This is a genomic window from Shewanella sp. ECSMB14102 (genome assembly GCF_000813075.1).
Taxonomy (GTDB): Bacteria; Pseudomonadota; Gammaproteobacteria; order Enterobacterales; family Shewanellaceae; genus Shewanella; species Shewanella indica.
This window is the reverse complement of the sequence record NZ_JWGX01000002.1, coordinates 1-23,028: the sequence shown is the minus strand read 5'-3', so window position 1 is coordinate 23,028 and position 23,028 is coordinate 1. Positions and strand designations below refer to the sequence as shown.

At 52.8% G+C, this 23,028-nt stretch carries 22 protein-coding genes; 4 read left to right on the top strand and 18 right to left on the bottom strand.

Annotation, left to right across the window (positions count from 1 at the left end; translation table 11 throughout):
• Nucleotides 1-461: 461 nt before the first annotated feature.
• The gene (locus RC73_RS21340) at nt 462-593 is read right to left on the bottom strand and encodes a hypothetical protein (protein WP_260853010.1); all 132 of its coding nucleotides are present in this window, start codon (nt 591-593) and stop codon (nt 462-464) included.
• Nucleotides 594-776: 183 nt separating this feature from the next.
• Between RC73_RS21340 and RC73_RS00150 the strand changes: the two genes are divergently transcribed.
• Nucleotides 777-1,517: a cytochrome b/b6 domain-containing protein gene (locus RC73_RS00150; protein ID WP_039032739.1), complete on the top strand. Its 741-nt coding sequence runs from the start codon at nt 777-779 to the stop codon at nt 1,515-1,517.
• 97 nt (nt 1,518-1,614) lie between these two features.
• Here RC73_RS00150 and cctA read toward each other — a convergent pair whose 3' ends face one another.
• Together cctA and htpX are read right to left on the bottom strand one after the other, a co-directional pair.
• On the bottom strand, nt 1,615-1,962 hold the full coding sequence (cctA, locus tag RC73_RS00145; protein ID WP_039032738.1) for a tetraheme c-type cytochrome CctA: 348 nt from the start codon (nt 1,960-1,962) through the stop codon (nt 1,615-1,617).
• Between the two features lie 304 nt (nt 1,963-2,266).
• Complete coding sequence (htpX, locus tag RC73_RS00140) at nt 2,267-3,133, bottom strand: protease HtpX (RefSeq protein WP_039032737.1); 867 nt, start codon at nt 3,131-3,133, stop codon at nt 2,267-2,269.
• Between the two features lie 286 nt (nt 3,134-3,419).
• On the opposite strand from htpX, the gene pepE reads away from it, so the two are divergent.
• Nucleotides 3,420-4,130: a dipeptidase PepE gene (gene pepE / locus RC73_RS00135; protein WP_039032736.1), complete on the top strand. Its 711-nt coding sequence runs from the start codon at nt 3,420-3,422 to the stop codon at nt 4,128-4,130.
• A gap of 46 nt (nt 4,131-4,176) precedes the next feature.
• On the opposite strand, the gene bioD is transcribed toward pepE, so the two are convergent.
• From bioD to bioB, 4 genes are read right to left on the bottom strand one after another with little or no spacing between them, the layout of a single operon-like run.
• On the bottom strand, nt 4,177-4,866 hold the full coding sequence (gene bioD / locus RC73_RS00130) for a dethiobiotin synthase (RefSeq protein WP_039032872.1): 690 nt from the start codon (nt 4,864-4,866) through the stop codon (nt 4,177-4,179).
• Nucleotides 4,867-4,903: 37 nt separating this feature from the next.
• Nucleotides 4,904-5,695: a methyltransferase domain-containing protein gene (locus RC73_RS00125; protein ID WP_039032735.1), complete on the bottom strand. Its 792-nt coding sequence runs from the start codon at nt 5,693-5,695 to the stop codon at nt 4,904-4,906.
• Nucleotides 5,692-6,816, bottom strand: coding sequence for an aminotransferase class I/II-fold pyridoxal phosphate-dependent enzyme (locus tag RC73_RS00120; RefSeq protein WP_082014204.1), 1,125 nt, complete (start codon nt 6,814-6,816; stop codon nt 5,692-5,694). The genes RC73_RS00125 and RC73_RS00120 overlap by 4 nt, the downstream gene beginning before the upstream one ends.
• Before the next feature lie 22 nt (nt 6,817-6,838).
• Complete coding sequence (gene bioB, locus RC73_RS00115; RefSeq protein WP_039032871.1) at nt 6,839-7,903, bottom strand: biotin synthase BioB; 1,065 nt, start codon at nt 7,901-7,903, stop codon at nt 6,839-6,841.
• 174 nt (nt 7,904-8,077) lie between these two features.
• Between bioB and bioA the strand changes: the two genes are divergently transcribed.
• The gene (gene bioA, locus RC73_RS00110) at nt 8,078-9,394 is read left to right on the top strand and encodes an adenosylmethionine--8-amino-7-oxononanoate transaminase (protein ID WP_039032733.1); all 1,317 of its coding nucleotides are present in this window, start codon (nt 8,078-8,080) and stop codon (nt 9,392-9,394) included.
• A gap of 112 nt (nt 9,395-9,506) precedes the next feature.
• Here bioA and RC73_RS00105 read toward each other — a convergent pair whose 3' ends face one another.
• The 3 genes from RC73_RS00105 to cobB all read right to left on the bottom strand — a co-directional run bounded on the left by RC73_RS00105 (nt 9,507) and on the right by cobB (nt 13,106).
• Complete coding sequence (locus tag RC73_RS00105; RefSeq protein WP_039032732.1) at nt 9,507-11,540, bottom strand: multiheme c-type cytochrome; 2,034 nt, start codon at nt 11,538-11,540, stop codon at nt 9,507-9,509.
• 352 nt (nt 11,541-11,892) lie between these two features.
• Complete coding sequence (locus RC73_RS00100) at nt 11,893-12,372, bottom strand: AAA family ATPase (protein ID WP_039032731.1); 480 nt, start codon at nt 12,370-12,372, stop codon at nt 11,893-11,895.
• Complete coding sequence (gene cobB / locus RC73_RS00095; protein WP_039032730.1) at nt 12,372-13,106, bottom strand: Sir2 family NAD+-dependent deacetylase; 735 nt, start codon at nt 13,104-13,106, stop codon at nt 12,372-12,374. The genes RC73_RS00100 and cobB overlap by 1 nt, the downstream gene beginning before the upstream one ends.
• A 260-nt stretch (nt 13,107-13,366) precedes the next feature.
• Between cobB and fur the strand changes: the two genes are divergently transcribed.
• Nucleotides 13,367-13,798, top strand: coding sequence for a ferric iron uptake transcriptional regulator (fur, locus tag RC73_RS00090; RefSeq protein ID WP_025011008.1), 432 nt, complete (start codon nt 13,367-13,369; stop codon nt 13,796-13,798).
• A 54-nt stretch (nt 13,799-13,852) separates the two neighbouring features.
• On the opposite strand, the gene RC73_RS00085 is transcribed toward fur, so the two are convergent.
• The 8 genes from RC73_RS00085 to RC73_RS00050 form a co-directional block, all read right to left on the bottom strand.
• Nucleotides 13,853-14,134: a hypothetical protein gene (locus RC73_RS00085; protein ID WP_039032729.1), complete on the bottom strand. Its 282-nt coding sequence runs from the start codon at nt 14,132-14,134 to the stop codon at nt 13,853-13,855.
• 91 nt (nt 14,135-14,225) lie between these two features.
• A complete protein-coding gene (rnk, locus tag RC73_RS00080; RefSeq protein ID WP_039032728.1) occupies nt 14,226-14,639 on the bottom strand; it encodes a nucleoside diphosphate kinase regulator in 414 nt (137 codons plus the stop codon).
• Nucleotides 14,640-15,144: 505 nt separating this feature from the next.
• Nucleotides 15,145-16,017 (bottom strand): succinate--CoA ligase subunit alpha, encoded by an 873-nt coding sequence (gene sucD / locus RC73_RS00075; protein WP_025011011.1) that lies wholly within the window; start codon nt 16,015-16,017, stop codon nt 15,145-15,147.
• Complete coding sequence (sucC, locus tag RC73_RS00070; RefSeq protein ID WP_039032727.1) at nt 16,017-17,183, bottom strand: ADP-forming succinate--CoA ligase subunit beta; 1,167 nt, start codon at nt 17,181-17,183, stop codon at nt 16,017-16,019. Before sucC ends, sucD begins: the two co-directional genes overlap by 1 nt.
• Nucleotides 17,184-17,260: 77 nt before the next feature.
• Nucleotides 17,261-18,457: a 2-oxoglutarate dehydrogenase complex dihydrolipoyllysine-residue succinyltransferase gene (odhB, locus tag RC73_RS00065; RefSeq protein ID WP_039032726.1), complete on the bottom strand. Its 1,197-nt coding sequence runs from the start codon at nt 18,455-18,457 to the stop codon at nt 17,261-17,263.
• 30 nt (nt 18,458-18,487) lie between these two features.
• Entirely contained in the window at nt 18,488-21,310 is a 2,823-nt protein-coding gene (gene sucA / locus RC73_RS00060; protein ID WP_039032725.1) for a 2-oxoglutarate dehydrogenase E1 component, read from the bottom strand.
• A gap of 194 nt (nt 21,311-21,504) precedes the next feature.
• The gene (locus tag RC73_RS00055; protein WP_039032724.1) at nt 21,505-22,212 is read right to left on the bottom strand and encodes a succinate dehydrogenase iron-sulfur subunit; all 708 of its coding nucleotides are present in this window, start codon (nt 22,210-22,212) and stop codon (nt 21,505-21,507) included.
• A 12-nt stretch (nt 22,213-22,224) separates the two neighbouring features.
• On the bottom strand, nt 22,225-23,028 hold an 804-nt coding region (locus tag RC73_RS00050), incomplete at its 5' end, for an FAD-binding protein (RefSeq protein ID WP_039032723.1).

The following is a 23,028-nucleotide window of genomic DNA, read 5'->3' as shown; positions in this document are numbered from 1 at the left end:
TGCAAGGCGTGGTTCGCAGCAAATGGCCCTAGTCCTTTGCAAGAAGCATAACACAGCAGGCAGGCCTGTAAGCCACGCCCTTTGGGGCTTTCACAGCAACCGGCTCTCTACGTTATCCGACTTCGACAGGCCCCGGCATGCCTTCAGTCAGATGCCTTGAACGCCAATTGCTGTGTAAGCCAGAGTGCCGCGAGGACTTATTCGCACCTTCCCTAACTCTCGGCCACAGCGGCCATCAAGTGACGCTGGGCCCAGGTCATCACCTGGGCCCGGTTGCTTAAATTCAGTTTGCGAAATACCCGCTAAAGATGGTTCTTGACCGCAGACGGCAACAGCAGGCATTCATACTCCACCCTTTTGGGGATACCACTTTGCGACCGCGACTCCTGGCGACCTGTTTAAGAATCTTATAGCCCAAGGCCAACGCCACTGTAACCAAATCCAGCAACAGAGTGTCGACATCACATCAGTGTCCATCTATCGGGAGATAAGCAGGACAAGCGTATCAGAAACTCCTGCGGCCAAGGGATATTCATCAGCTCGGTCAACAGAGCAGTTCTGGAAACCACCAGCCACTGCATCACCTTGAACATAGGTTGCCCTCAGCTAAACACCCGCGAAATTTGCATTAACGAAACATAAGCATCAAATCAGACAGCTGCTTGAAACGGAAGTACAGATCTCTGCCAAAAAACTCAAAATGAATAAGAGTTAACTGAACAAGCGCCGCCCCAGGCATTAACATAAAGGGGTAAAACAGATCTGGGGGATCAAACATGGAAACAAATACTGCGGGCGAAGTGCGCCTGTCTCGCTATAAGGCCTGGGATCTTCCCACTCGCCTTTTTCATTGGATAAACCTACTTTTGGTGCTGCTGATGATGACCATCGGCGGGATAATGATGTTCAAATCTAACTTTGGGATCAGTGGTCTCGACGCGAAAATCGGCTTAAAGACACTGCACGTCTGGATAGGTTATGCCTTTGCCATCAACCTGGCATTCAGATTGTTGTGGGGATTATTCGGCCCCATCAAGGCGCGTCTAGGTAAACTACTCCCAAAGAAAGGGGAATTGGCAGGCTATCGCGCAGCCCTCAAGAAAGGCGAAAATCCACAATATCTCGGCCATAATCCGGCGGGCAAACTGGCGGTTATCGCTCTGTTTGGTCTGCTGACCCTGATCATGGTGACAGGTTTAGTGCGAGCCGGTACTGACATCTTCTATCCACCACTGGGCGGCATGGTTCAGGAATATATCGCCGCGGATGGGGTTGAACCTGCCAGTCTCAAACCCTACGATGACACAGGCGTTAATCCAGACAAGGCTGCAGCGATTAAGGGCGCCAAAGGCTTGGCAGGGAAAGTCCATGTCTACAGCGTATATCTGTTACTTCTCTTGGTATTGCTGCATATAGCCGCGGTGATCCACGCCGAGCGTAAGCGTCAGCCCGGTATTATTTCAGCTATGTTTTCCGGCAATAAATATCTGCCAACAACGCCGCTGGATAAAGACTGACAGTGATATGGGCTCACCACACAGAGCCAGAGATAAGCACAAGCCAGAAACAATAACGCCGGCATCAAGCCGGCGTTGTCATTCGTGCGATATGCGCTTACTTCAGAGTGCTTTCCGAAGTACGGCCGTCATCGTGGCAGCTATCGCAGGTAGGCTTCTGACCTACGTTCATGTCATGGGGAGCGTGGCAGTCAGCACACATCAAAGCGCCATCGTGTGGCTTGTGTACCGCGTCCATTTCTGCCAGCGAACCGTGACAGCTCTGACACTGTTCAAATTCATAGGCGCCATCAGCTGAAGGGGAACCATCGGCATGACAGCTTTCACAACCACCCATATCCGCGTGGAAATCTGACAGTTTCTGATCTTCTGCAAAAGCAGATGGTGACATGGCCAGCGCGGCCAAACCGGCACCGAACAACACACTTAAGAGTTTCTTGCTCACAATAATATCCTCCGATGATGACAGTCGAGCAAAGGTTCTTATGTCAGGTATGACCTTTGTCTCACTATCAGTAAATAGCACGACTTGGATTAACTTAGCCAAGCTTTTGCCAATTGGCAAACTAATTCTGAGTCGCCGCCACTTTAACAACTTGCGCAAAAGCAAAATGTGCGCTGAATCATGTAACCATCGGTTAATTACGGAATTTTACATTTCGTTTACCTATAAACATCTGTATCAATAAGCGTTTCAAGCGCATAAAAAAGGAGACCAACAGGTCTCCTTTAGAGAAAGTATCGCTGAATTATCCGCGGTTTCTCAGCGCTTCAATACGCTTTTCAAGCGGTGGGTGACTCATAAAGAGTTCAGTCATTGAACGCTTGCCATTGATACCGAAGGCCGACATATTGGCCGGCATGGCACCGGTTTCCGGCCCGGTACGCAGACGTTCAAGGGCAGCAATCATCTTGTTCTTACCGGCAAGGCGAGCGGCACCTTCGTCGGCGCGGAACTCACGAATGCGGGAGAAGTATGCCACCACAATGGATGCCAGAATACCAAACAGCATATCCAGCACAAATACCACAGCCATGTAAGCGATAGTGCCCAGGCCTTCACCCTCTTCATCGTTGCTGGCAACAAAGTTGTTGACGATACCGGCAACCACGCGGGCGGCGAAGATAACAAAGGTGTTCACCACGCCCTGGATCAGGGTCAGTGTCACCATGTCACCGTTGGCCACGTGGCTGACTTCGTGCGCCAGTACGGCTTCGACTTCATCGGCGCTCATACCGTAAAGCAAACCTGTACTCACGGCTACCAGAGAGTTGTTTTTACTTGGGCCTGTAGCAAAGGCGTTCAGTTCAGGCGATTGGTAGATGGCCACTTCCGGCATCTTAATCCCGGCCTGCTGCGCCTGACGGGCTACGGTCTCGAGCAACCAACGCTCTGTGTTATCACGGGGCTGAGTGATCACCTCACAACCCATAGTTTTCTTGGCCATCCATTTGGAAATCGCCAAGCTGATAAAGGCGCCACCAAAACCGAAGATCGCCGCAAATACCAGCAAGCCACCCATGGTTTGAGTATTGACACCCAAAATAGACATGACAATCGATGCCACCAACAGAATGGCAAGGTTAGTCAAAATCAATAGAAATACACGCTTCATATCAGCTCCTGTAAGGTACCCTTGTACCGGAATTGCGTCATTGCAGACATAATATGTCCACTTGGCGGGAATTCAAGAGGAAAAAGGTAAATTATTGTTTAGCTTTCTGCCTAAACGCCCCGGCTACGCAGAGGAAGCAGTCTAGGTAGAGTTGATTAAATCAAACTTAATCAATTGCCGAGTGCGGCTTTTTAACGCGACCAAAAGCACCTGTGGCGATTGTTGAGTGTAAAGGCTTTTTGTTACCATCAAGCAACGCAAATCAATCTGAAGGACAGCGACGATTATGACAATAAATACCCTGCTGCTCAGCAGCTCCCGCGCTGGCGATACCCCCTACCTGGAACATGCCCTGCCCTATATTGAGCCCATGGCAGAAAAAGCCCGCAAGTGGATATTTATCCCTTATGCCGGTGTCAGCATGAGCTACGACAACTATCTGGAAGCCGTGGTTAATGGCCTGGCACCATTGAGGCTGGATATCTCCTCTATCCATCAACATGGCGACCCCAAGCAGGCCATTCGCGATGCTGACGGCATTCTGGTTGGCGGTGGCAACACCTTCCACCTGTTGCATGAGTTGTACCGCTACGACCTGCTGCATCTGATCAAAGAGGAAGTCGCCGCCGGCAAACCCTATATCGGCTGGAGTGCAGGCTCAAATATTGCCGGCCTCAGCATACGTACCACCAATGATATGCCTATTATAGAGCCGCCATCATTCAGTGCCCTTGGCCTGCTGCCACTGCAAATCAATCCGCATTACAGCAACTACAAAACGCCGGGGCACAATGGTGAAACCCGGGCCCAGCGCTTGCTTGAGTTTACTTGTGTCGATCCCAAGACGCCGGTACTGGCCATCCAGGAAGGCAGCGCCCTGTTGCTTAAGGACAATAAACTGAGTCTTTTGGGAGATAAGGAAGCTTATCTGTTCAGCGGTGTAGAGCAGGAGATCCCCGTGCCTGTAGGCAGTGATCTTTCCAATCTATTGAGCTAAAAAAACCTCGGCCCCACGGGGCCTTGCTGCTTTTTAACTCCAGGGCTCAAGCATGCGCTTTGGCCAGCAGAGGGCTCAAATCCAGGTGCTGAGACATGGCCTCGGCACTGGGATGAGCCAGATGCGGCACCACTCCCAACAGCGGCGCCTGCATCAAGTCTTTAAGGCTGGCCAGGTTTTCATCGAAGCGACTCATATCGGCTTCGGCGCGGTTGGCGACCCAACCGGCGATTTCAAGTCCATCGGCGCGGATCACCTCCTGGGTCAACACCGCATGATTAAGACAGCCAAGCTTCATTCCGACCACCAGAATCACGGGCAGAGCCAGTCCCTGCACCGCTTCCGATAAGAAACGCCCCTCCCCCAAAGGCAAACGCCAACCGCCGGCCCCTTCTATCAGGCAGAAATCAGCCATGGCAAACTGGGTAAAATCCAGCGCCGCCAGTACCGCCTCTGGGCTGATATCCAGGCCGAGATCGGCGGCAGCAATATGAGGGGCAATCGCCGGCTCAAAACTGAAAGGATTTACCTTGTCGTACTGCAGTTTCAGAGTGGATTCATCCATCAAGGCCAGGGCGTCCGGGTTTCTCAGCCCGTAAGGAGTGTTATGGCAACCCGAGGCCAGAGGTTTGACCCCCAAGGTTTTCAAGCCATGCTCGACTCGTGCCTTATGCAGCAGAGCGGCTCCGACCTGAGTCTTGCCACTGTCGGTATCTGTACCTGTTACAAAAAAAATCATCGCTGAACTACCCCTACAGCCAAAACATCAATGGTTATTTTCGAGCCTGAACCATTACTATCCTGTATGTCAGCGGCAATCCCTTGTCCGTTCTAAGGACCTCGGCCTGCCCGTTAAGTGTATGCCAAAAACCCTTTCCCTTGAGCCCGGCGCCTGAGTTTTTGTCGGCGCCGACTGAAGCGCCGACCCCCTTGATGGAGTAAAGCAATTCCCTGAGATTGGCAAAGTGGCACTGGAAGGTGCGGCTTTGCGTGTGCAAGCTCTGCCAGGGATGCTGGCCCAGCGCTTGCGCCAACATATCCTCGGCTGCAAACGCCTTGACTCGCAGCCCCAGCGTCTGTAATTCGGGCAAACTGCCGCGGGCTACTATGGCAAGGCGCGCCGAGCCGCCCGGGCGCATAACCCGAAAAATCTCTGCCAAGGCGGCCGGAATATCGCCGCACCACTGCAGCGCCAGATTGGAATAAACCGCATCAAAGCTGTTGTCGCCAAAGGGAAGCTGCTCGGCATCGCCACAAACAGCCTGATAATAGGGGAAGTTTCCCTTCAGCTGCTTGAGCATTCCGCTGGCGATATCCAGGGCGGTCACGCTTTGGGGGCCGAGCGTGGCAAAAGCCGTGCCCGGACCTGCACCTATATCCAGCAGTTTTCCTGAGTGTAGGCAATCGTTCCAGTCAAGTAAGGCTTCGGCCGTCAGACGCTGCACCTTATTGTGGCGCTCATAAGCGCTTGCCGCCTTGGAAAAGCGCCCGGCGACGTCACCAAGCGGCACGGATTGCACCAGGCCTGCGTGACTAGCCAGAGGCTCATGACTCATGTTGCTCATGCCATCAGCTCCGCCAGTGCCGAGGCCAAGGCCAGTATATCCTGCTCCCTGTGCTCGGCGCTCAGGGTAATACGCAGTCTGGCACTGCCTTGGGGGACTGTGGGGGGCCGAATCGCCCCCACCAGGAAGCCGCGTTCCAAAAGCCTTGCCGCAAGCGCCATACACCTGCCACTCTCTCCCACCAACAGAGGTTGAATTGGCGACTCAGATGGCATCAAGGAGATCCCCGCCGCTTGGCAGCTGCGGCGAAACAAAGCGATATTGGCGTTGAGGCGCTCGAGCAAGGGCTCTTGCAGGATCAGCTCCAGAGCCTCGAGTACGCCCATACAGCAGGCCGGTGACAGCGCGGTGGAATAGATGTATTCACGGGCATTGGCCACCAGATAGTCTATCAATTCCTGCGAGCCCACAATCGCCGCGCCCTGACCACCGAGCGCCTTGCCAAATGTCACCAAGCGGGCAAATACCGGCAAGGGTGAAGACTCAAATAGGCCGAAGCCGTGGGCATCATCGAGAATAAGCGGGCTGCAGTGCTCTTGGCACAAGTGGCTCAATTTACCAAGCGGCGCCCTGTCGCCATCCATGCTGAACACGGTTTCGGTGAGCACAGCGCTGCCGGGATGCCGGGCCAAAAGCGTTGTGGCGGCCGCCATATCGTTATGGGCAAAACGCCGTATTTTGGCCTTTGAGTCACGCAGGCCATCTATCATGGAGGCGTGCACCAATTTGTCGGCAATCACTGTATCTTCGGCGCTAAACAGGGTTTTCATCAGCGCAGTGTTGGCGGCAAAACCACAACTGAACAGTAACGCCGCTTCTGCACCGAGTGCCCGGCACAGACCTTGTTCCAGCTTGAGATGCGCCTCGCTGTAACCTGAAACCAGAGGTGAAGCGCCGCTGCCGCAGCCATAGAGAGTTGCCCCCTTGGCAAGCGCAGAGATGACCTTGGGATGACGGGCCAGGCCCAGATAATCATTGGCGGCAAAATCCAGCAATGGTTTGCCACTATCTGTTGCATGGGCAACAGGATGCAATAGTCGCTCACGGCCAGGCGCTGCAGCGAAGCAGCGCCTTTGCCTGAGCAAGCCGCCGCGCGCAAGCTCCTCACGGCGGTGGGCCATTTTGTCCAGCAATGAGGTCAAGTTACAGGGCTCCGGCGTCGTAAAACTGTCCCTGAGCCTTGTTATTGATAGCCTCTGCCTTGGCCGCAACGCGGGCTATTTCGGCGCCCTCTTCCTCGACCGTGGCGGCCTTGCCTTGCTCCGGGGTCAATCCCAGACGGCGGAACAGGCTCATATCGTCATTTTCTTCCGGGTTGGCGGTGGTCAACAGCTTGCACCCATAGAAAATCGAGTTGGCCCCGGCAAAGAAACACATGGCCTGCAGCTCATCTGTCATATTTTCACGCCCGGCCGACAAGCGAACCCGCGACAAAGGCATCATGATTCTGGCCACGGCTATGGTGCGCACAAACTCCAGTGGATCCAGGTCGTCCAGGCTATCCAGCGGCGTACCGGCCACCTTGACCAACATATTGATAGGCACAGAGTCGGGATGTTGCTCCAGATTGGCCAATTGCTGCAGCAAACCCGCCCTGTCGGTGGCCTGCTCGCCCATGCCGACAATCCCGCCGGAGCACACCTTCATACCGGCGGCGCGCACATTGGCCAGGGTGTCCAACCGCTGCTGATAGGTGCGGGTGGTGATGATGTCACCATAGTATTCCGGCGAGGTATCCAAGTTATGGTTGTAGTAATCCAGCCCGGCTTCGGCCAGCTCGTTGGCCTGGTTTTCGCTGAGCATACCCAGAGTCATACAGGTTTCCATTCCCAGGGATTTAACCTCCTGCACCATCTGCTTGAGATAAGGCATATCGCGCTCATGGGGGTTACGCCAGGCGGCTCCCATGCAGAAGCGGGTCGCCCCGGCTGCCTTGGCACTTCTGGCCTCTGTCAGTACCTTTTCCATCTCCAGCAGACGCTCTTTTTCCAACCCTGTGTCGTAGCGGGCGCTCTGGGGACAATATTTACAGTCTTCCGGACAGGCCCCCGTCTTGATTGACAACAGACGACTGACCTGAACTTCATTGGGATTGAAATGGGTTCTGTGCACGCTGTGGGCACGAAACAACAAATCATTCATCGGCAGGGCAAAGAGGGCTTCAACCTCTTCGCGGCGCCAGTCATGGCGCAGCTCTGTATTGGACATATTCTGTGTTACCTGAGTCTGATCTATTTGTTGCTGAAGCCGATTTTGCCGATTAATCCATCGGGCTCCGGGTTCAGTTGGCTGCTTGAAGGCCTGAATTATTTTCGTTAGCATACCCGCGACACTCTCACTGTCAACGCCAACCAGTTGCACAGGTTTACCTTTGGTTAATATATGAGCATAGATTATCGTTTTGACCGTCAGCATATCTGGCATCCTTACACTTCCATGAGCCACACCCTACCCGTTTATGGGGTCAAAGCCGCCAAGGGCGTACGCCTGACGCTGGAGGATGGTCGCGAGCTCATCGACGGCACCAGTTCCTGGTGGGCCTGCGTCCATGGTTACAGCCACCCGGCAATTCTCAGCGCCATGGAAGAGCAACTCAAACGCCTGAGCCATGTGATGTTCGGAGGGATCACCCATGAGAGCGCCATAGAACTGTGTCGCCAACTCATCACTATTACCCCGGAGCCATTGACCAAGGTGTTCCTGGCTGACTCAGGCTCCATTGCGGTGGAGGTGGCGCTGAAGATGGCACTGCAATACTGGCAAGGACAAAACAAGACAGAAAAAAACCGCATCATGACGGTCAAGCAGGGCTACCATGGCGACACATTCGCCGCCATGAGCGTCTGCGACCCGGAGGGCGGCATGCACACCATGTTTGGTGACAATGTGGCCCGGCAACTGTTTGCCCCGGCGCCGAGTACACCCTTCGGTGAAGCCGCTAAAGCAGATGACATCGCCGGACTCGAGGCCATGCTGGCCGAACACGGCAAACAAACCGCCGCGCTGATCCTCGAACCCATAATGCAAGGTGCCGGTGGCATGTGGTTTTACAGCGCCGACTATCTCAAGGCAGCAAGAGCCCTGTGCGACAAGTACGATGTACTGCTGATCCTGGATGAAATCGCCACAGGTTTTGGCCGCACCGGTAAGCTGTTTGCCTGCGAACACGCCGACATAGCGCCGGACATCATGTGTGTCGGTAAGGCGCTCACCGGCGGCTATATCAGTCTGGCGGCGACGCTGTGCAGCGATAAAGTGGCGGCCGGCATAGACAGCTCCCCTGCCGGCGTATTTATGCATGGGCCGACCTTTATGGCCAATCCTCTGGCCTGTAGTGCTGCCCGCGCCAGCCTGGCCCTGCTGGCAAACGGTGAGTGGCAAGCTCAGGTCAAGGCCATTGAAACTCAGCTTAAACAGGAACTGGCACCGGCAGCAGCACTGCCGGAAGTCAAAGCAGTACGGGTGCTTGGCGCCGTCGGCGTACTGGAGATGCACAGACAGGTCAATACCGCCGCGCTGCAGGCCGAATTTGTTGCCCGCGGCGTGTGGATCCGCCCCTTTGGTAAACTCATCTATATCATGCCGCCCTATGGTATCAGCGCAGAAGAGCTGAGCTGCCTGAGCCGGGCCATGCTGGAAGTGGCCGCACTGACGAGCAAGCAAAATCAAGATGACAGCGCCTTCGTCAGTCACGGCTGAGCCCGCTACACCTCAACTCTACTCTGGACAGCAAAAAAAGCGGCTCAAATGAGCCGCTTTGTCTTGAGGTAAACCAAGCCTTGCAGGGAATGTTTACTCAATAAAACGCTAATTAGAACTTATGGTACTTATCGATACCAAAGGTTCTGCCTGTGTCATGACAAGTCGCACAGGATTCGGCACTTGGCTGCTTGAACCACTCAACCGCCGGAATATCCACGCTGATATCACCGCCGTTCTGGCTCATGTGTGCCTTGGCTGAATCACTGGTGTGGCAGGCATAACAGTTTGCGGTGACCGGGCTGGTCATCTTGCTGCCGGGCTCCAGAATATACTGGTTGGGCACAGCGGCCAGCGACAGGCCATCCTGGTGACAGGCCACACAACTGCTGGCCGGTGCAATCGCTGCGGCGCCGTTGGCTTTTCCTGTCTGACTCCAGTTACCATCGGCATCCTGAGCCACTTCACCGACGGTTGCCCCCTTACCCCAGTGCCAGCTGTGGATCATGGGACCGAAGCCGGCACCATAATCGGCACTGGTACGGGCCATTCCGTTGCCGTGACAAGCAATACAACCCTTACCACCGTTATCGAACTCACCGTTCTTGTGGAAGGCAGTCACATCGTTATGACAGGTAATGCAGCTGCTGTCGGCCACCACCTGACGCCGATCAAAGCCGGAGATCTTGCTGCCATCGGCCGGATTGACGACATCTGAGTAAGCTGTGAAGGAGACCCCCATGGAGCCGTCATAGCCATTGGCACGAATGCGATCGCGAGTTTGACCACGTACCTTGCCATCATAGTACTGCCAACCTTCGCTGGAGAAAGTCACCCGCGCCGAGAACATATAACCGGCATTCTCATAACCTGCGGCTATGTTGGCCGCCGCATAACACACAGTGCGGGTACCATCGGCATTGTCCGTCTTGGTTTCTGAGTTACGGGCGCCCGGGCGGCCCACCAGGCCATGGTTGTCATAGGCATGCAGATATGCGCCGGCATAGACTATCGGCTTGGCGGCAACATAACCGGCGTCGGCAGGGTCGGCATTATAGTTGTTGCCGATATTGACCAGATTACCCTCTTTATCCTTGACACTGATGGTAGAACACCAACCACCGGCACCATCGGATTCAGGAGTAGAAAGTTCAACTGTGTAAGCCGCTCGCAGCGCTTGCAACTTGGTGATCCCCACCTTCTGCTCATGCAGCTCACGGAAATCCAGGCCATTTGAAGGCACTATATCGCCTATCGGGGTTCCTTCTTTACCATGGCAATCGATACAACCAGGGCCGGTAAAGTTGCTGTTAATAGGCGCATCTGTATGACAACTGCTGCAGTTGAGCACGCTGAAGTCTTTGCTGAACTCCCTGTGATTGATATGACCTATCCTGGATAAGGTATTGCTGGCATAACCACCGATAGAGAATCCCTCATCGTTGGTCACTGTTTTGCTGACTGAGCCATGACAAACCAAACAGCCGGCAATAAAATCTACTTCACCGTCCATGCCTTCAGCCACATAGCCGGCGTGACGACGTGGGCTCTGGGAGTAGTCCACGTGACAGGCATAACAGGCTTCTGTGGTAGTACTGAATTGACCCTCCGGCTTATTGACAACCAATGCCTTTGAACGGGCAATGGCATCATTACCGCCAACACGCAGCCAAACAATGCCTTCAGTGGCAGCATTAACACCTGCCATCGGCGCTTCAAATATATAATGTCCATCATCTACTTGAGTTAACTTGGCACCTTCTGTTGCCTGAGTTACCGCGCCGCCGACATGAACATTGTCCTCTACATTATTAATTGGATTTTCATCCCGATTGAGAATAAAACCTTTGGCAGTCAAAGCAGCCACTTTGGCCTGAACATTGGTAAGGTCATTAATTAAATTACCATTTTCATCCGTCACTTCAAACTCGTAGGTAATTGTCCCCTCACCCAAAGTATAATTAATCACTTTAACTTGGGTTTCAACCGATTGGGTTACTGGAGGATTCGTCCCGGGTTTTCCCGGTTCCCCCGGTTTACCTGGCTCACCAGGCGCACCATCTCGGCCATCATCACCATCACTGCAGCCTGCAAGCAGTATTGCCATCACCATCAAAGCAACTCTTTTCTTTTTAAATATGGTCATCTTTCTCTCCTACCCAAGCACAGGCATACTGTTTGCTCAGCCTTTGTTTTATGGCGAACAACCTCGACTCCCGAAACTCAAGCGAAAGTTATAATAATGATTAATGGGTCTATCCTGACCCGTGAAGATATTATGACCAAAAATAAAATAAAAGAGTGAGCAAAGACACAAGATATAACAAGGAAACAAATTAACACTAATACTATTATTAAAATAACCTTAAAAATAAAAACAATATTAACGACTGTCTTTGTTTTAAATAAAAGTCAACTCGGCTATTTCTTTAGTAGAACCATTTTATACCGATATATTGCAATTTCTGAAACCAGATATTTTAATTCCCGCCAAGAAGTTATTTTTCAATTGTCTGAAATTGGCTGGCCATTCTTTGAATGGATTTAAGACTGACACCATGTTTATTTCGCTCGGCACACTCTTGCAGATGTGTTTTGCAACGCACATCACCAATCTGCTGAATATGCACTCGGTAACCCAAAGCCTTCGCAGCCGCTTGATAGGCAGCGAACTCCCACAGCGCCATGTTGGTATTATCACAGATAACCACAGGCACCCCGGTTGCCAATGCCTCGATGAAACGACTCAGATTGAGTTGATGAAATTCCGCCAAACGCGCAGCATCGAAACAATAACGGTCATTTCGATAAAAGAAACGGTCGGTTGAGCAAAGGCCCTTCTCAGTAATACACTGTACAAGCTCTACAGATAGTTCCTGGATAAACTGACGAACCCAGTAGGATTTGCCGCTACCCGGCAGACCGCGCATTATGATCGCCAAGCGACTGTTACCATCGATAGTACGTGGCTCAGGCATCAGTTATGCCCGGTTTGGTTACAGATAGACTGACCCGCAAGAATACGCTCCACCAGTGGCGCTACCATCTCACTGGCCTTTCCTTGTAAATGGATCTGAAACTGGCTGTGTCTGTCTGCCGGCATCAGATTGACCTCAACGGTGAGCGCACCATGGTGATTGGCGCTATCGACAAAACCGGCAGCGGGATAGACAGTGCCAGAGGTGCCAATGGCAATGAAGAGATCGCAGTGATCCAGCGCATCGTGAATTCTATCCATTCCCAGAGGCATTTCACCGAACCAAACCACGTGAGGCCGCAAACGCTGAGCTGGAATACAGCAAGTGCAGGTATTCTCAGGCCCGAAGGGTTCGTGCAATGTAAAAGTTTGCCGGGAGCGCGGACAACGCCCTTTGGAAAGCTCGCCGTGCATATGCAGCAAGCGCCTGGAGCCTGCTCTCTCGTGCAGATCGTCTATGTTTTGGGTGACAATAAGCAGCTCCCCCTCAAACTCTTGCTCAAGGCGAGAGAGCGCCGTATGAGCAGCGTTGGGTTCTATATTGCCCGAATGCAGTTGTTGCCAACGACCATTGTAAAAACGTTCAACCAGCTCAGGGTCACGTTCATAACCTTCAGGAGTCGCCACATCCTCGATATGATGTTCTTCCCACAGGCCATCTTGATCCCTGAAGGTACGTAAACCGGACTCGGCAGAGATCCCGGCGCCGGTTAAAATCACGATTCGACGATGCATCTGGTATCCTTTTGTTTTTCTGCCATCCTGCCAATAGCGACTCAACAGCGCAATTATGCCTTGGTATAACCATACAAAATGTATGCTTAAATTGCTTGTTTTTATTCAAAATTATGCCGATTATAGCTAAGTTACCCCACAGAAGTACCAAAAGCCGGATCAGAGGTTTAAGTTTTAGAACAGTACACATATAATGGGGTCTATTATCCACGGACGAACCTATGTGTAATACCAAGGGTTCTGCAATCAAGAGATTAGCCATGACAGATGGAAATCAAGCGCTGAAGAAAGCGGGTTTGAAAATCACCCTGCCACGAGTCAAAATCCTGGAGCTGATGCAAGAACCGGAAAACCAGCATATCAGTGCCGAAGACTTATATAAGAAATTGCTGGATATCGGCGAAGAGATAGGTTTGGCTACTGTTTATCGGGTATTAAATCAGTTTGACGATGCCGGCATTGTCAGCCGCCACCACTTCGAAAGTGGCAAAGCCGTATTTGAACTCTCCACCCAACATCATCATGATCACCTGGTGTGCCTGAGCTGTGGCAAAGTGATCGAGTTTTCTGATGACCTTATCGAGCGTCGTCAGCATGAAATTGCCATGCGACACAATATCAAGCTCACCAATCACAGCCTCTACCTCTATGGCGTCTGCACCAACGACAAGTGCGATCACGGCCAAGAGTGATAATTAAAAAAACCAGCGCCAAGCGCTGGTTTTTTATTGTCGGTAATCTTGAAATTACCAATTCAAAGCCAAAGGCTCACCCTTCTTCCTTGGGCAGGCATGACTGAAAAGCATCGGGTCCGCATAACAAAGAAAACGGTTATTGGCGAAAAGCCGAAATAACCAATCTCCCTCTTCGGCGAACTGCGCCGGAGGCGTCAGATTACCCACATGCTTGGGCTCCAGACCGGCAAACTGCATCAGCTTGTCGGCATCATGTTCACTGATCAACTGTGGATCCGCCGGTAATTTACCGCTGCCGGCAGAAAAACCATTGTGGACAAAGTACTGCTTCATCTTTATCTCCTTTCCCTGTCGTTGGTACATTCCGAGTGACCTGAAGAACAATCACTCTCGTATCCGTCCAAAGCCTTACCGGCTCCGGTGCCTAGCGGTGAAAATCACCAGAACGTTCCGGTTGATAGATGATCTCTTCAATCCGCACTTTCACCATGCCACCACCGGGACCCGGCCATTCGATTTCATCTCCCTGGGCCAAGCCCAACAAGGCGCCGCCAACAGGTGCCAGAATCGAAATTTTACCGGCGCTGCCATCGGCATCTTTTGGATAAACCAGGCGCAAGGTGAACTCTTCATTTGAAGAGGACATACGAAAACGGACTTCAGAGTTCATGGTTACTACATTATCCGGCATCTCCTTGGATGGCCTGATTTCTGCCCGCTCCAGTTCAGCCTCGAGTGCTTGATGGCCGGGAAAGGCATTCGCCGGCAATGACTCCAGCAAACGCTCCAGGCGATCCATATCCACTTCAGAAATTACTATATTAGGTTGTGTACTCACAGCAATCCTCTACTTTTCAGAAAAGCCGCCTGAGCGGCCCCACATCGGGTCATCCCTTCCCCCATTGAGGGTTGACGCCAATACCCAATCGCTGAAAATCGCCTGACAGGCGTTTCAGACAAATTCAGCTTGATCTTCGAACGCTTTCGCCCCCGAATTGCACTTCAGCGCCGCATCGGGCGAACCAATACGGCGCTGAAATGGTGTTAACACTAAATCAAACCCTCTGAGTTGGCTCGGATACCCGCGTCAGTGGCTGTCTTGGCGCAGCCCACTACTCGGCTCCGGATAACAACAAAGCGACAACCCCAAGAGAGATGATTAATAACAATTTGAATTTTTTATATTTTTAGCACATTAATGCACCAAGACTCCCCGAAGGAATAACCAAGCCCCAATCTAACCTTTTCCCAATCAAATATCCAGCCGGAGGCATCAGAGCTTCATCACAGCAGCCAATAAAAAAGGCGCCTCGCGGCGCCTTTTGTGAGCTTAACGACTGTGCTTACCAGCCGGTTTTCTCACGCAGCGCGCTGCCGATTTCGGCCAGCGAGCGTACGGTAGTCACGCCCGCTGCTTCCAGAGCGGCGAACTTGTCGGCAGCAGTACCCTTACCACCGGCAATGATGGCGCCTGCATGGCCCATACGCTTACCTGCTGGCGCAGTCACACCGGCAATATAAGAGACCACTGGCTTGGTAACGTTGGCCTTGATGTAAGCCGCCGCTTCTTCTTCGGCAGTACCGCCGATTTCACCTATCATCACTATGGCCTCGGTCTGAGGATCGTTCTGGAACATTTCCAGTACGTCGATGAAGTTGGTACCAGGGATCGGGTCACCACCAATGCCCACACAGGTAGACTGGCCGAAACCTTCGTCAGTAGTCTGCTTAACGGCTTCGTAAGTCAGAGTACCGCTGCGGGAAACGATACCCACTTTACCTGGCTTGTGGATGTGACCTGGCATGATGCCTATTTTACATTCGCCGGGGGTGATAACACCTGGGCAGTTAGGACCTATCATGCGCACGCCGGTTTCTTCCAGCTTCACTTTTACCTGCAGCATATCCAGCGTCGGAATACCTTCGGTAATACAAACGATAAGCTCGATACCGCCATCTATGGCTTCCAGGATAGCATCTTTACAGAAAGGCGCAGGAACATAGATAACAGATGCAGTGGCGCCGGTGGCGGCAACAGCGTCTTTCACTGTGTTGAATACTGGCAAGCCCAAGTGAGTGGTGCCGCCTTTACCAGGAGACACACCGCCGACCATCTGAGTACCGTAGGCAATCGCCTGCTCAGAATGGAAAGTACCCTGACCACCGGTGAAACCCTGGCAGATAACCTTGGTATCTTTGTTGATTAAAACAGACATTATTTGCCCTCCGCAGCTTTAACTACTTGCTGAGCAGCGTCGGTCAGACTTGTCGCAGCAATGATATCCAAACCTGATTCGGCCAGTACTTTAGAGCCCAGCTCGGCGTTGGTACCTTCCAGACGCACAACAACAGGCACTTTCACACCGACTTCTTTCACTGCACCGATAATACCTTCAGCGATCATGTCACAACGCACGATACCACCGAAAATGTTCACCAGAACCGCCTTCACATTGCTGTCAGACAGAATGATCTTGAAGGCTTCGGCAACACGTTCTTTGGTCGCGCCGCCACCTACGTCGAGGAAGTTGGCTGGCTTGCCGCCGTGCAGGTTAACGATATCCATGGTACCCATGGCCAGGCCGGCACCGTTTACCATGCAACCTACGTTACCGTCCAGAGCCACATAGTTCAGTTCAAACTTGGCTGCGTGGGCTTCACGTGGGTCGTCTTGTGAAGGATCATGCATGTCTTTGATCTTTGGCTGACGGAACAGAGCGTTACCATCTACGCCAATCTTGCCGTCCAGGCAGTGCAGGTTGCCTTCTGTGGTGATCACCAGAGGGTTGATCTCCAGCAGGGCAAAGTCATGCTCCAGGAACATGGTCGCCAGACCCATAAAGATCTTGGTGAACTGCTTGATTTGAGTTGGGTTCAGACCCAGCTTAAAGCCAAGGTCACGCGCCTGGAAAGGCTGAGGACCTGTGATAGGGTCGATAATGGCTTTGTGGATCAGCTCAGGGGTCTCTTCGGCCACCTTTTCGATTTCCACACCACCTTCGGTAGAAGCCATAAACACGACGCGGCGAGTGCCACGGTCGACAACGGCACCCAGATAGAGTTCGTTGGCGATATCAGTGCAGCTTTCAACCAGGATCTTGGCAACCGGCTGACCTTTTTCATCAGTCTGATAAGTAACCAGATTCTTGCCCAGCCAATGTTCGGCAAAGGCTCTGATCTCTTCTTTGTCGCCAGTGACTTTAACGCCACCTGCTTTACCGCGGCCACCAGCGTGCACCTGGCACTTGACTACCCACATGTTTCCGCCAATGCGACCGGCTGCTTCAACAGCTTCCTGAGCTGTGTCACAAGCATAGCCTTCTGACACTGGTAAACCATATTCGGCAAATAGGGCTTTTGCCTGATACTCATGCAAATTCATGATGATCTATCCGTATACTACGTTTTAAATCCAACCGGCCCCGAGGGGCCAGTCACGAGGTTATTGTCTGGCGGCGCTTACAAGTCCAGCAGCAGACGAGTTGGGTCTTCCAGCAGATCCTTAATAGTCACCAGGAAGCCAACTGACTCACGACCATCAATGATGCGATGGTCATATGAGAGAGCAAGGTACATCATGGGCAGGATTTCCACCTGCCCATTGACTGCCATTGGGCGGTCCTTGATGGCATGCATGCCGAGGATTGCGCTCTGTGGCAGGTTCAGAATAGGCGTCGACATCAAAGAGCCAAACACACCGCCGTTGGTCACAGTGAAGTTACCACCTGTCATATCTTCCACTGTCAGCTTGCCGTCACGACCTTTAATAGCCAGTTCGCGAACCGCTTTCTCGATATCGGCCAGGCTCATGGTATCTGTGTCGCGCAGCACAGGCGTTACCAGGCCACGAGGCGTGGAAACGGCGATGCTGACATCGAAGTAGTTGTGGTACAGGATGTCGCTGCCATCGATAGAAGCGTTGACTTCTGGATAACGCTTCAGCGCTTCGGTCACTGCTTTCACGTAGAAAGACATAAAGCCAAGACGGATGCCGTGCTTCTTCTCAAAGACTTCCTGATACTTCTTACGGATGTCCATGATAGGCTTCATGTTGACCTCGTTGAAGGTGGTCAGCATGGCGGTGGAGTTCTTGGCTTCCAGCAGACGAGTGGCGATAGTCTTGCGCAGACGCGTCATAGGTACGCGTTTCTCGCTGCGATCGCCCGCCAGGGTCACAGGTGCTGTGGCAGCAGCTGCAGCCGGCTTGGCAGAGCCTGACTTAACAAAGGCTTCCACGTCTTCTTTGGTGATACGGCCACCCACACCTGTGCCCTTGATTTTAGCGGCATCCAGGTTGTGTTCGGCTATCAGGCGACGTACTGATGGGCTCAGGGCATCGTTGTTTTCTGCCGCGGCTTCTTCAGCCTTAGGGGCTGCGGCTTCAGCCTGCTCTTTGCTCACTTCCTGACCGGCAACAGCGCCGGCGACGAAGTTGGCGATAACCTGTTCGGCCAGGACGGTATCCCCTTCCTGGAACAGCAGTTCGCTGATCTGACCATCTTCGGGTGCTACAACTTCCAACACCACTTTATCTGTTTCAATATCAACCAGGTTCTGATCACGGGAAACCGGCTCACCAGGCTTAACGTGCCAAGTGGCGATAGTCGCGTCGGCAACAGATTCGGGCAGTACAGGTACCTTGATTTCGATACTCATGGAAAGCTTTCCTTTTTGTATAAATTTCTATTACTTCAGTTTTAATGCGCTAGTGATCAGTGATTCCTGCTGATGCGTATGCAACTCAGGATAGCCACAAGCCGGCGCTGCAGAGGCGTCACGGCCAGCGTAGCTGAGCTGGGCACCTTTTGGAATGGCTGCCCAGAAATGATGCTGGCTGCAATACCAGGCACCTTGGTTCTGAGGCTCTTCCTGACACCAAACAAAGTCGGTCACATGCTGATAATCTTTCAGGGCGACTGCCATCTCTTCGTGTGGGAAGGGATACAACTGCTCTACCCGCACCAAAGCGACATTATCGATATTCTCTTTGCGGCGACGCTCCAGCAGCTCGTAGTAAACCTTACCGCTACAGAACACTACGCGATCAACCTTGGCGGCATCCAGAGTATCGATTTCACCGATAACGTTCTGGAATTGACCGTTGGCCAGCTCGTCCAGGGAAGACACTGCCAGCGGATGACGCAGCAGCGACTTGGGAGACATAACCACCAGCGGACGACGCATTGGACGCACCACCTGACGACGCAGCATGTGGTAGACCTGAGCCGGAGTCGAAGGCACACAAACCTGCATATTGTGGTTGGCGCACAGCTGCAAGAAACGCTCCAGACGAGCACTTGAGTGCTCAGGCCCCTGACCTTCATAGCCGTGTGGCAGCAACATGGTCAAACCGCACAGACGGCCCCACTTCTGCTCACCAGATGACAGGAACTGGTCAATAACCACCTGGGCACAGTTGGCAAAGTCACCGAATTGGGCTTCCCAGATAGTCAGGCCACCCGGCTCAGCTGTGGCATAACCGTACTCGAACGCCAGCACTGAGGCTTCAGACAACACTGAGTCGGTGATGTCGATAGGGCCCTGCTCTTTCGCCACATGGCGCAGCGGCAGGTACGTCGTGCCATCGTTCTGGTTGTGCAGCACGGCGTGGCGATGGAAGAAGGTGCCACGACCCGAGTCCTGCCCGGTGATCCTGACTCTTTGCTTGTCCTCGAGGATGCTGGCATAGGCCAGAGTCTCGGCAAAGCCCCAGTCCATCAGCTTCTCGCCTTTGGCCATCGCAACGCGGTCGTTGTATATCTTGGCAACCCGTGAGTGCAGCTTATGACTCTCAGGCACATAGCTTATCTTGTCGGCCAGATTCTGCAGACGCTCCAGCGTCATACCGGATTCAAACGACTCATCCCATTCGCGGTTCAAATAAGGAGTCCAGTCCACAGTGTGCAGCGTCATTGGACGCCACTCTTTGACCACACAATCCCCTTGATCCAGCGCATCACGATAGTTATTGATCATGGCGGTAACATCGTCGGCCGCAATGCTGTTCTCGGCAATCAGCTTGTCGGCGTAGATCTTACGTGGCGTTGGGTGCTTCTTGATCTTGGCGTACATCAGTGGCTGAGTCGCACTGGGCTCATCGGCCTCGTTGTGGCCGTGACGGCGATAACATACCAATTCGATAACCACATCACGCTTAAAGGTGTTGCGGTAATCCACGGCCAACTGAGAGACAAAAGCTACGGCCTCAGGATCGTCGGCATTAACATGAAAAATTGGCGCCTGCACCATCTTGGCGATATCGGTACAGTATTCGGTAGAACGCACATCCTGGTGGTTGGAGGTGGTAAAGCCCACCTGGTTGTTGACCACGATGCGGATAGAGCCGCCGACTTTAAAGCCGCGGGTCTGAGACATGTTAAATGTCTCTTGCACAATACCCTGTCCGGCAATGGCCGAGTCACCATGAATGGTAATTGGCATTACCTGCAAGCCATCTTCACTGCCGCGGCGATCCAGTCTGGCGCGCACCGAGCCCATCACGACCGGGTTAACGATTTCCAGATGTGAGGGGTTAAACGCCAATGCCAGGTGAACATTGCCACCGGGTGTTTCAAAATCGGAAGAGAAGCCCTGATGGTACTTAACGTCCCCTGAACCCAGCGTCTCATGATGCTTGCCGGCAAACTCGTCAAAGAGTTCGGCAGGACGCTTGCCAAGAATGTTAACCAAAACGTTAAGACGGCCTCGGTGAGCCATGCCCACGACTATCTCTTTGGTACCCGCTTCACCGGCACGATAGATAATTTCGCGCATCATAGGCACCAGTGCATCACCCCCTTCGAGGGAGAAGCGCTTGGCGCCGGGGAATTTGGCACCCAAATACTTTTCCATGCCTTCGGCGGCATTCAATCCTTCAAGGATCCGGGTCTTGACTGCCTTATCATAGCTGCCCTTACCCAGTGAAGGTTCGAGACGTTGCTGGATCCAACGTTTCTCTTCGGTGTCGGTGATATGCATATATTCGGCGCCGATAGAGCCGCAATAGGTCGCCTTGAGCGCCTTCACCAGCTCACCCAGTTTCAGGGTGTCACCGCCATAAGCAAAAGAACCTGTGTTGAATTCCCGCTCCATGTCCTCACTGGTCAAGCCGTGGAACGCCGGATCCAATTCGGCAACTGTGTCGCGCTTCCACAGTTCCAACGGGTCCAGATTGGCACTCTGGTGACCACGGAAACGGTAGGCATTGATCAATTGCAGAACTTTTACCTGCTTGGCATCGACATCAGGATCGGACACGCGGCTGGTACCTTTACTGCGGCCTTCCTGTGCGAGGGAGCGAAAATAGTCACGGATCTTGGAGTGAGAAGCTTCGGGTACATCAGCAGAGGCACCGTTCACGGGAGGGAGTTGCTCAAACACCGCACGCCAGTCGTCAGATACCGAGGTGGGGTCTTCTTGGTAGGCTTCATACATCTCTTCAACGTAGGTCGAGTTCGCCCCACTCAAGTGAGATGATTCGAGCCAGGCTTTCATGCTGCCTTGGTGCATTTCTTATCCTTTCAAACTTGATACACGTGCTTAGCCATATTTTCCCTGCCTTGGCAGGGTCTCAGCCGCCCCTGGGACATCCGGATGTTACGGCCTTTTGTAGTCCTTTACACACAAAAGAGCCACTTTCTGCCCAGAGAAAGTGACTCCCCACGAGCCTATGTAATTATTGGATTAAGCTCGTCGTCTTGCATTTATACAGCCCGCTTCAGCAACATGGACTTGATGTGTCCGATGGCCTTGGTTGGGTTCAAGCCTTTCGGACAAACATCCACACAGTTCATAATGCCGTGGCAACGGAAGACGCTGTATGCATCATCCAGCTCGCTCAGACGCTCCTCGGTCGCAGTATCTCGGCTGTCTATCAAGAAACGATAGGCATGCAGCAGACCACTGGGGCCAACAAACTTATCCGGGTTCCACCAGAATGACGGGCAAGCCGTAGAACAACAAGCACACATGATACATTCATACAGACCATCCAGGTGAGCACGCTCCTCCGGTGACTGCAGATGTTCACGGGCCGGCTTCTTCTCATCATTGATGAGGTACGGCTTGATCTTCTCGTATTGCTTGTAAAACTGACTCAGGTCAACCACCAAATCACGCACCACAGGCATACCGGGCAGAGGACGGATTTCAATCTTCTTGCCCTTGAATGCAGATACAGGCGTGATACAGGCCAGACCGTTTTTACCGTTCATATTCATGCCGTCGGAACCACAAACCCCTTCGCGACAAGAGCGACGGAAAGACAGGCTTGGGTCCTGCTCTTTAAGCTTGAGCAGGGCATCCAATACCATCATATCGGTGCCTTCGGCCACTTCCAGGCTGTAATCCTGCATGTAGGGTTTAGTGTCTACATCAGGATTGTAGCGATAAACTGCAATATCCAATTTCATCTTCGCAACTCCTTAGTAGGTACGCTTCTTCGGCGGGAAGGCTTCACGTGTCTTGGGCGCCATGTTCACTTCACGGGTGGACATGGTTTCGTTGACTGGGTCAAACAGGCTGTGACACAGCCAGTTGGCGTCATCACGCTCAGGGAAGTCTTCACGGCTGTGAGCACCACGGCTCTCGGTACGGAAGTTGGCTGCGTAAGCAGATGCGATAGCTGTTGCCATCAGGTTATCCAGTTCCAAACACTCGATACGCTGAGTGTTGAACTCTCTGGAGTTGTCAGATAGCTTGGCATTGGCCAGACGCTCACGAATTTTCTGCAGTTCTTTCAGGCCTTCGGCCATGGCATCACCGCTACGGAATACCGAAAAGTTCAGTTGCATGCACATCTGCAGATCTTTACGGATAACCGCTGGATCTTCACCGTCTTTATTGCTTTCCCAACGATTCAGACGCTCAAGAGACTTCTGAATGTCGGCTTCAGTCGCAGCTTTGGGATCTGCGGTTTCATCCAGCGCTTTACCCAGATGTTGACCGGCTGCACGACCGAACACTACCAAGTCGAGTAGTGAGTTACCACCCAAACGGTTAGCACCGTGAACCGATACACAAGCAATTTCGCCCACGGCGAACAGACCCTTGATATCTTCTTCAGTACCATCGGCGTTCTTATGGATCACCTGACCGGATACCTTGGTTGGCAAACCACCCATCATATAGTGACAAGTTGGGATAACCGGAATTGGGCCATCGGCGGGATCTATGTGAGCAAAGGGACGGGATAGTTCACATACACCAGGGAGACGCGCTTCCAGGGG

Coding starts and splice junctions, on each gene's coding strand:
- RC73_RS21340 (WP_260853010.1), bottom strand. CDS start 593: ATGTTCAAGGTGATGCAGTGGCTGGTGGTTTCCAGAACTGCTCTGTTG.
- RC73_RS00150 (WP_039032739.1), top strand. CDS start 777: ATGGAAACAAATACTGCGGGCGAAGTGCGCCTGTCTCGCTATAAGGCC.
- htpX (WP_039032737.1), bottom strand. CDS start 3,133: ATGAAGCGTGTATTTCTATTGATTTTGACTAACCTTGCCATTCTGTTG.
- pepE (WP_039032736.1), top strand. CDS start 3,420: ATGACAATAAATACCCTGCTGCTCAGCAGCTCCCGCGCTGGCGATACC.
- RC73_RS00125 (WP_039032735.1), bottom strand. CDS start 5,695: ATGAGCAACATGAGTCATGAGCCTCTGGCTAGTCACGCAGGCCTGGTG.
- RC73_RS00120 (WP_082014204.1), bottom strand. CDS start 6,816: ATGGCCCACCGCCGTGAGGAGCTTGCGCGCGGCGGCTTGCTCAGGCAA.
- bioB (WP_039032871.1), bottom strand. CDS start 7,903: ATGTCCAATACAGAGCTGCGCCATGACTGGCGCCGCGAAGAGGTTGAA.
- bioA (WP_039032733.1), top strand. CDS start 8,078: ATGAGCATAGATTATCGTTTTGACCGTCAGCATATCTGGCATCCTTAC.
- RC73_RS00105 (WP_039032732.1), bottom strand. CDS start 11,540: ATGACCATATTTAAAAAGAAAAGAGTTGCTTTGATGGTGATGGCAATA.
- RC73_RS00100 (WP_039032731.1), bottom strand. CDS start 12,372: ATGCCTGAGCCACGTACTATCGATGGTAACAGTCGCTTGGCGATCATA.
- cobB (WP_039032730.1), bottom strand. CDS start 13,106: ATGCATCGTCGAATCGTGATTTTAACCGGCGCCGGGATCTCTGCCGAG.
- fur (WP_025011008.1), top strand. CDS start 13,367: ATGACAGATGGAAATCAAGCGCTGAAGAAAGCGGGTTTGAAAATCACC.
- RC73_RS00085 (WP_039032729.1), bottom strand. CDS start 14,134: ATGAAGCAGTACTTTGTCCACAATGGTTTTTCTGCCGGCAGCGGTAAA.
- sucD (WP_025011011.1), bottom strand. CDS start 16,017: ATGTCTGTTTTAATCAACAAAGATACCAAGGTTATCTGCCAGGGTTTC.
- sucC (WP_039032727.1), bottom strand. CDS start 17,183: ATGAATTTGCATGAGTATCAGGCAAAAGCCCTATTTGCCGAATATGGT.
- odhB (WP_039032726.1), bottom strand. CDS start 18,457: ATGAGTATCGAAATCAAGGTACCTGTACTGCCCGAATCTGTTGCCGAC.
- sucA (WP_039032725.1), bottom strand. CDS start 21,310: ATGCACCAAGGCAGCATGAAAGCCTGGCTCGAATCATCTCACTTGAGT.
- RC73_RS00055 (WP_039032724.1), bottom strand. CDS start 22,212: ATGAAATTGGATATTGCAGTTTATCGCTACAATCCTGATGTAGACACT.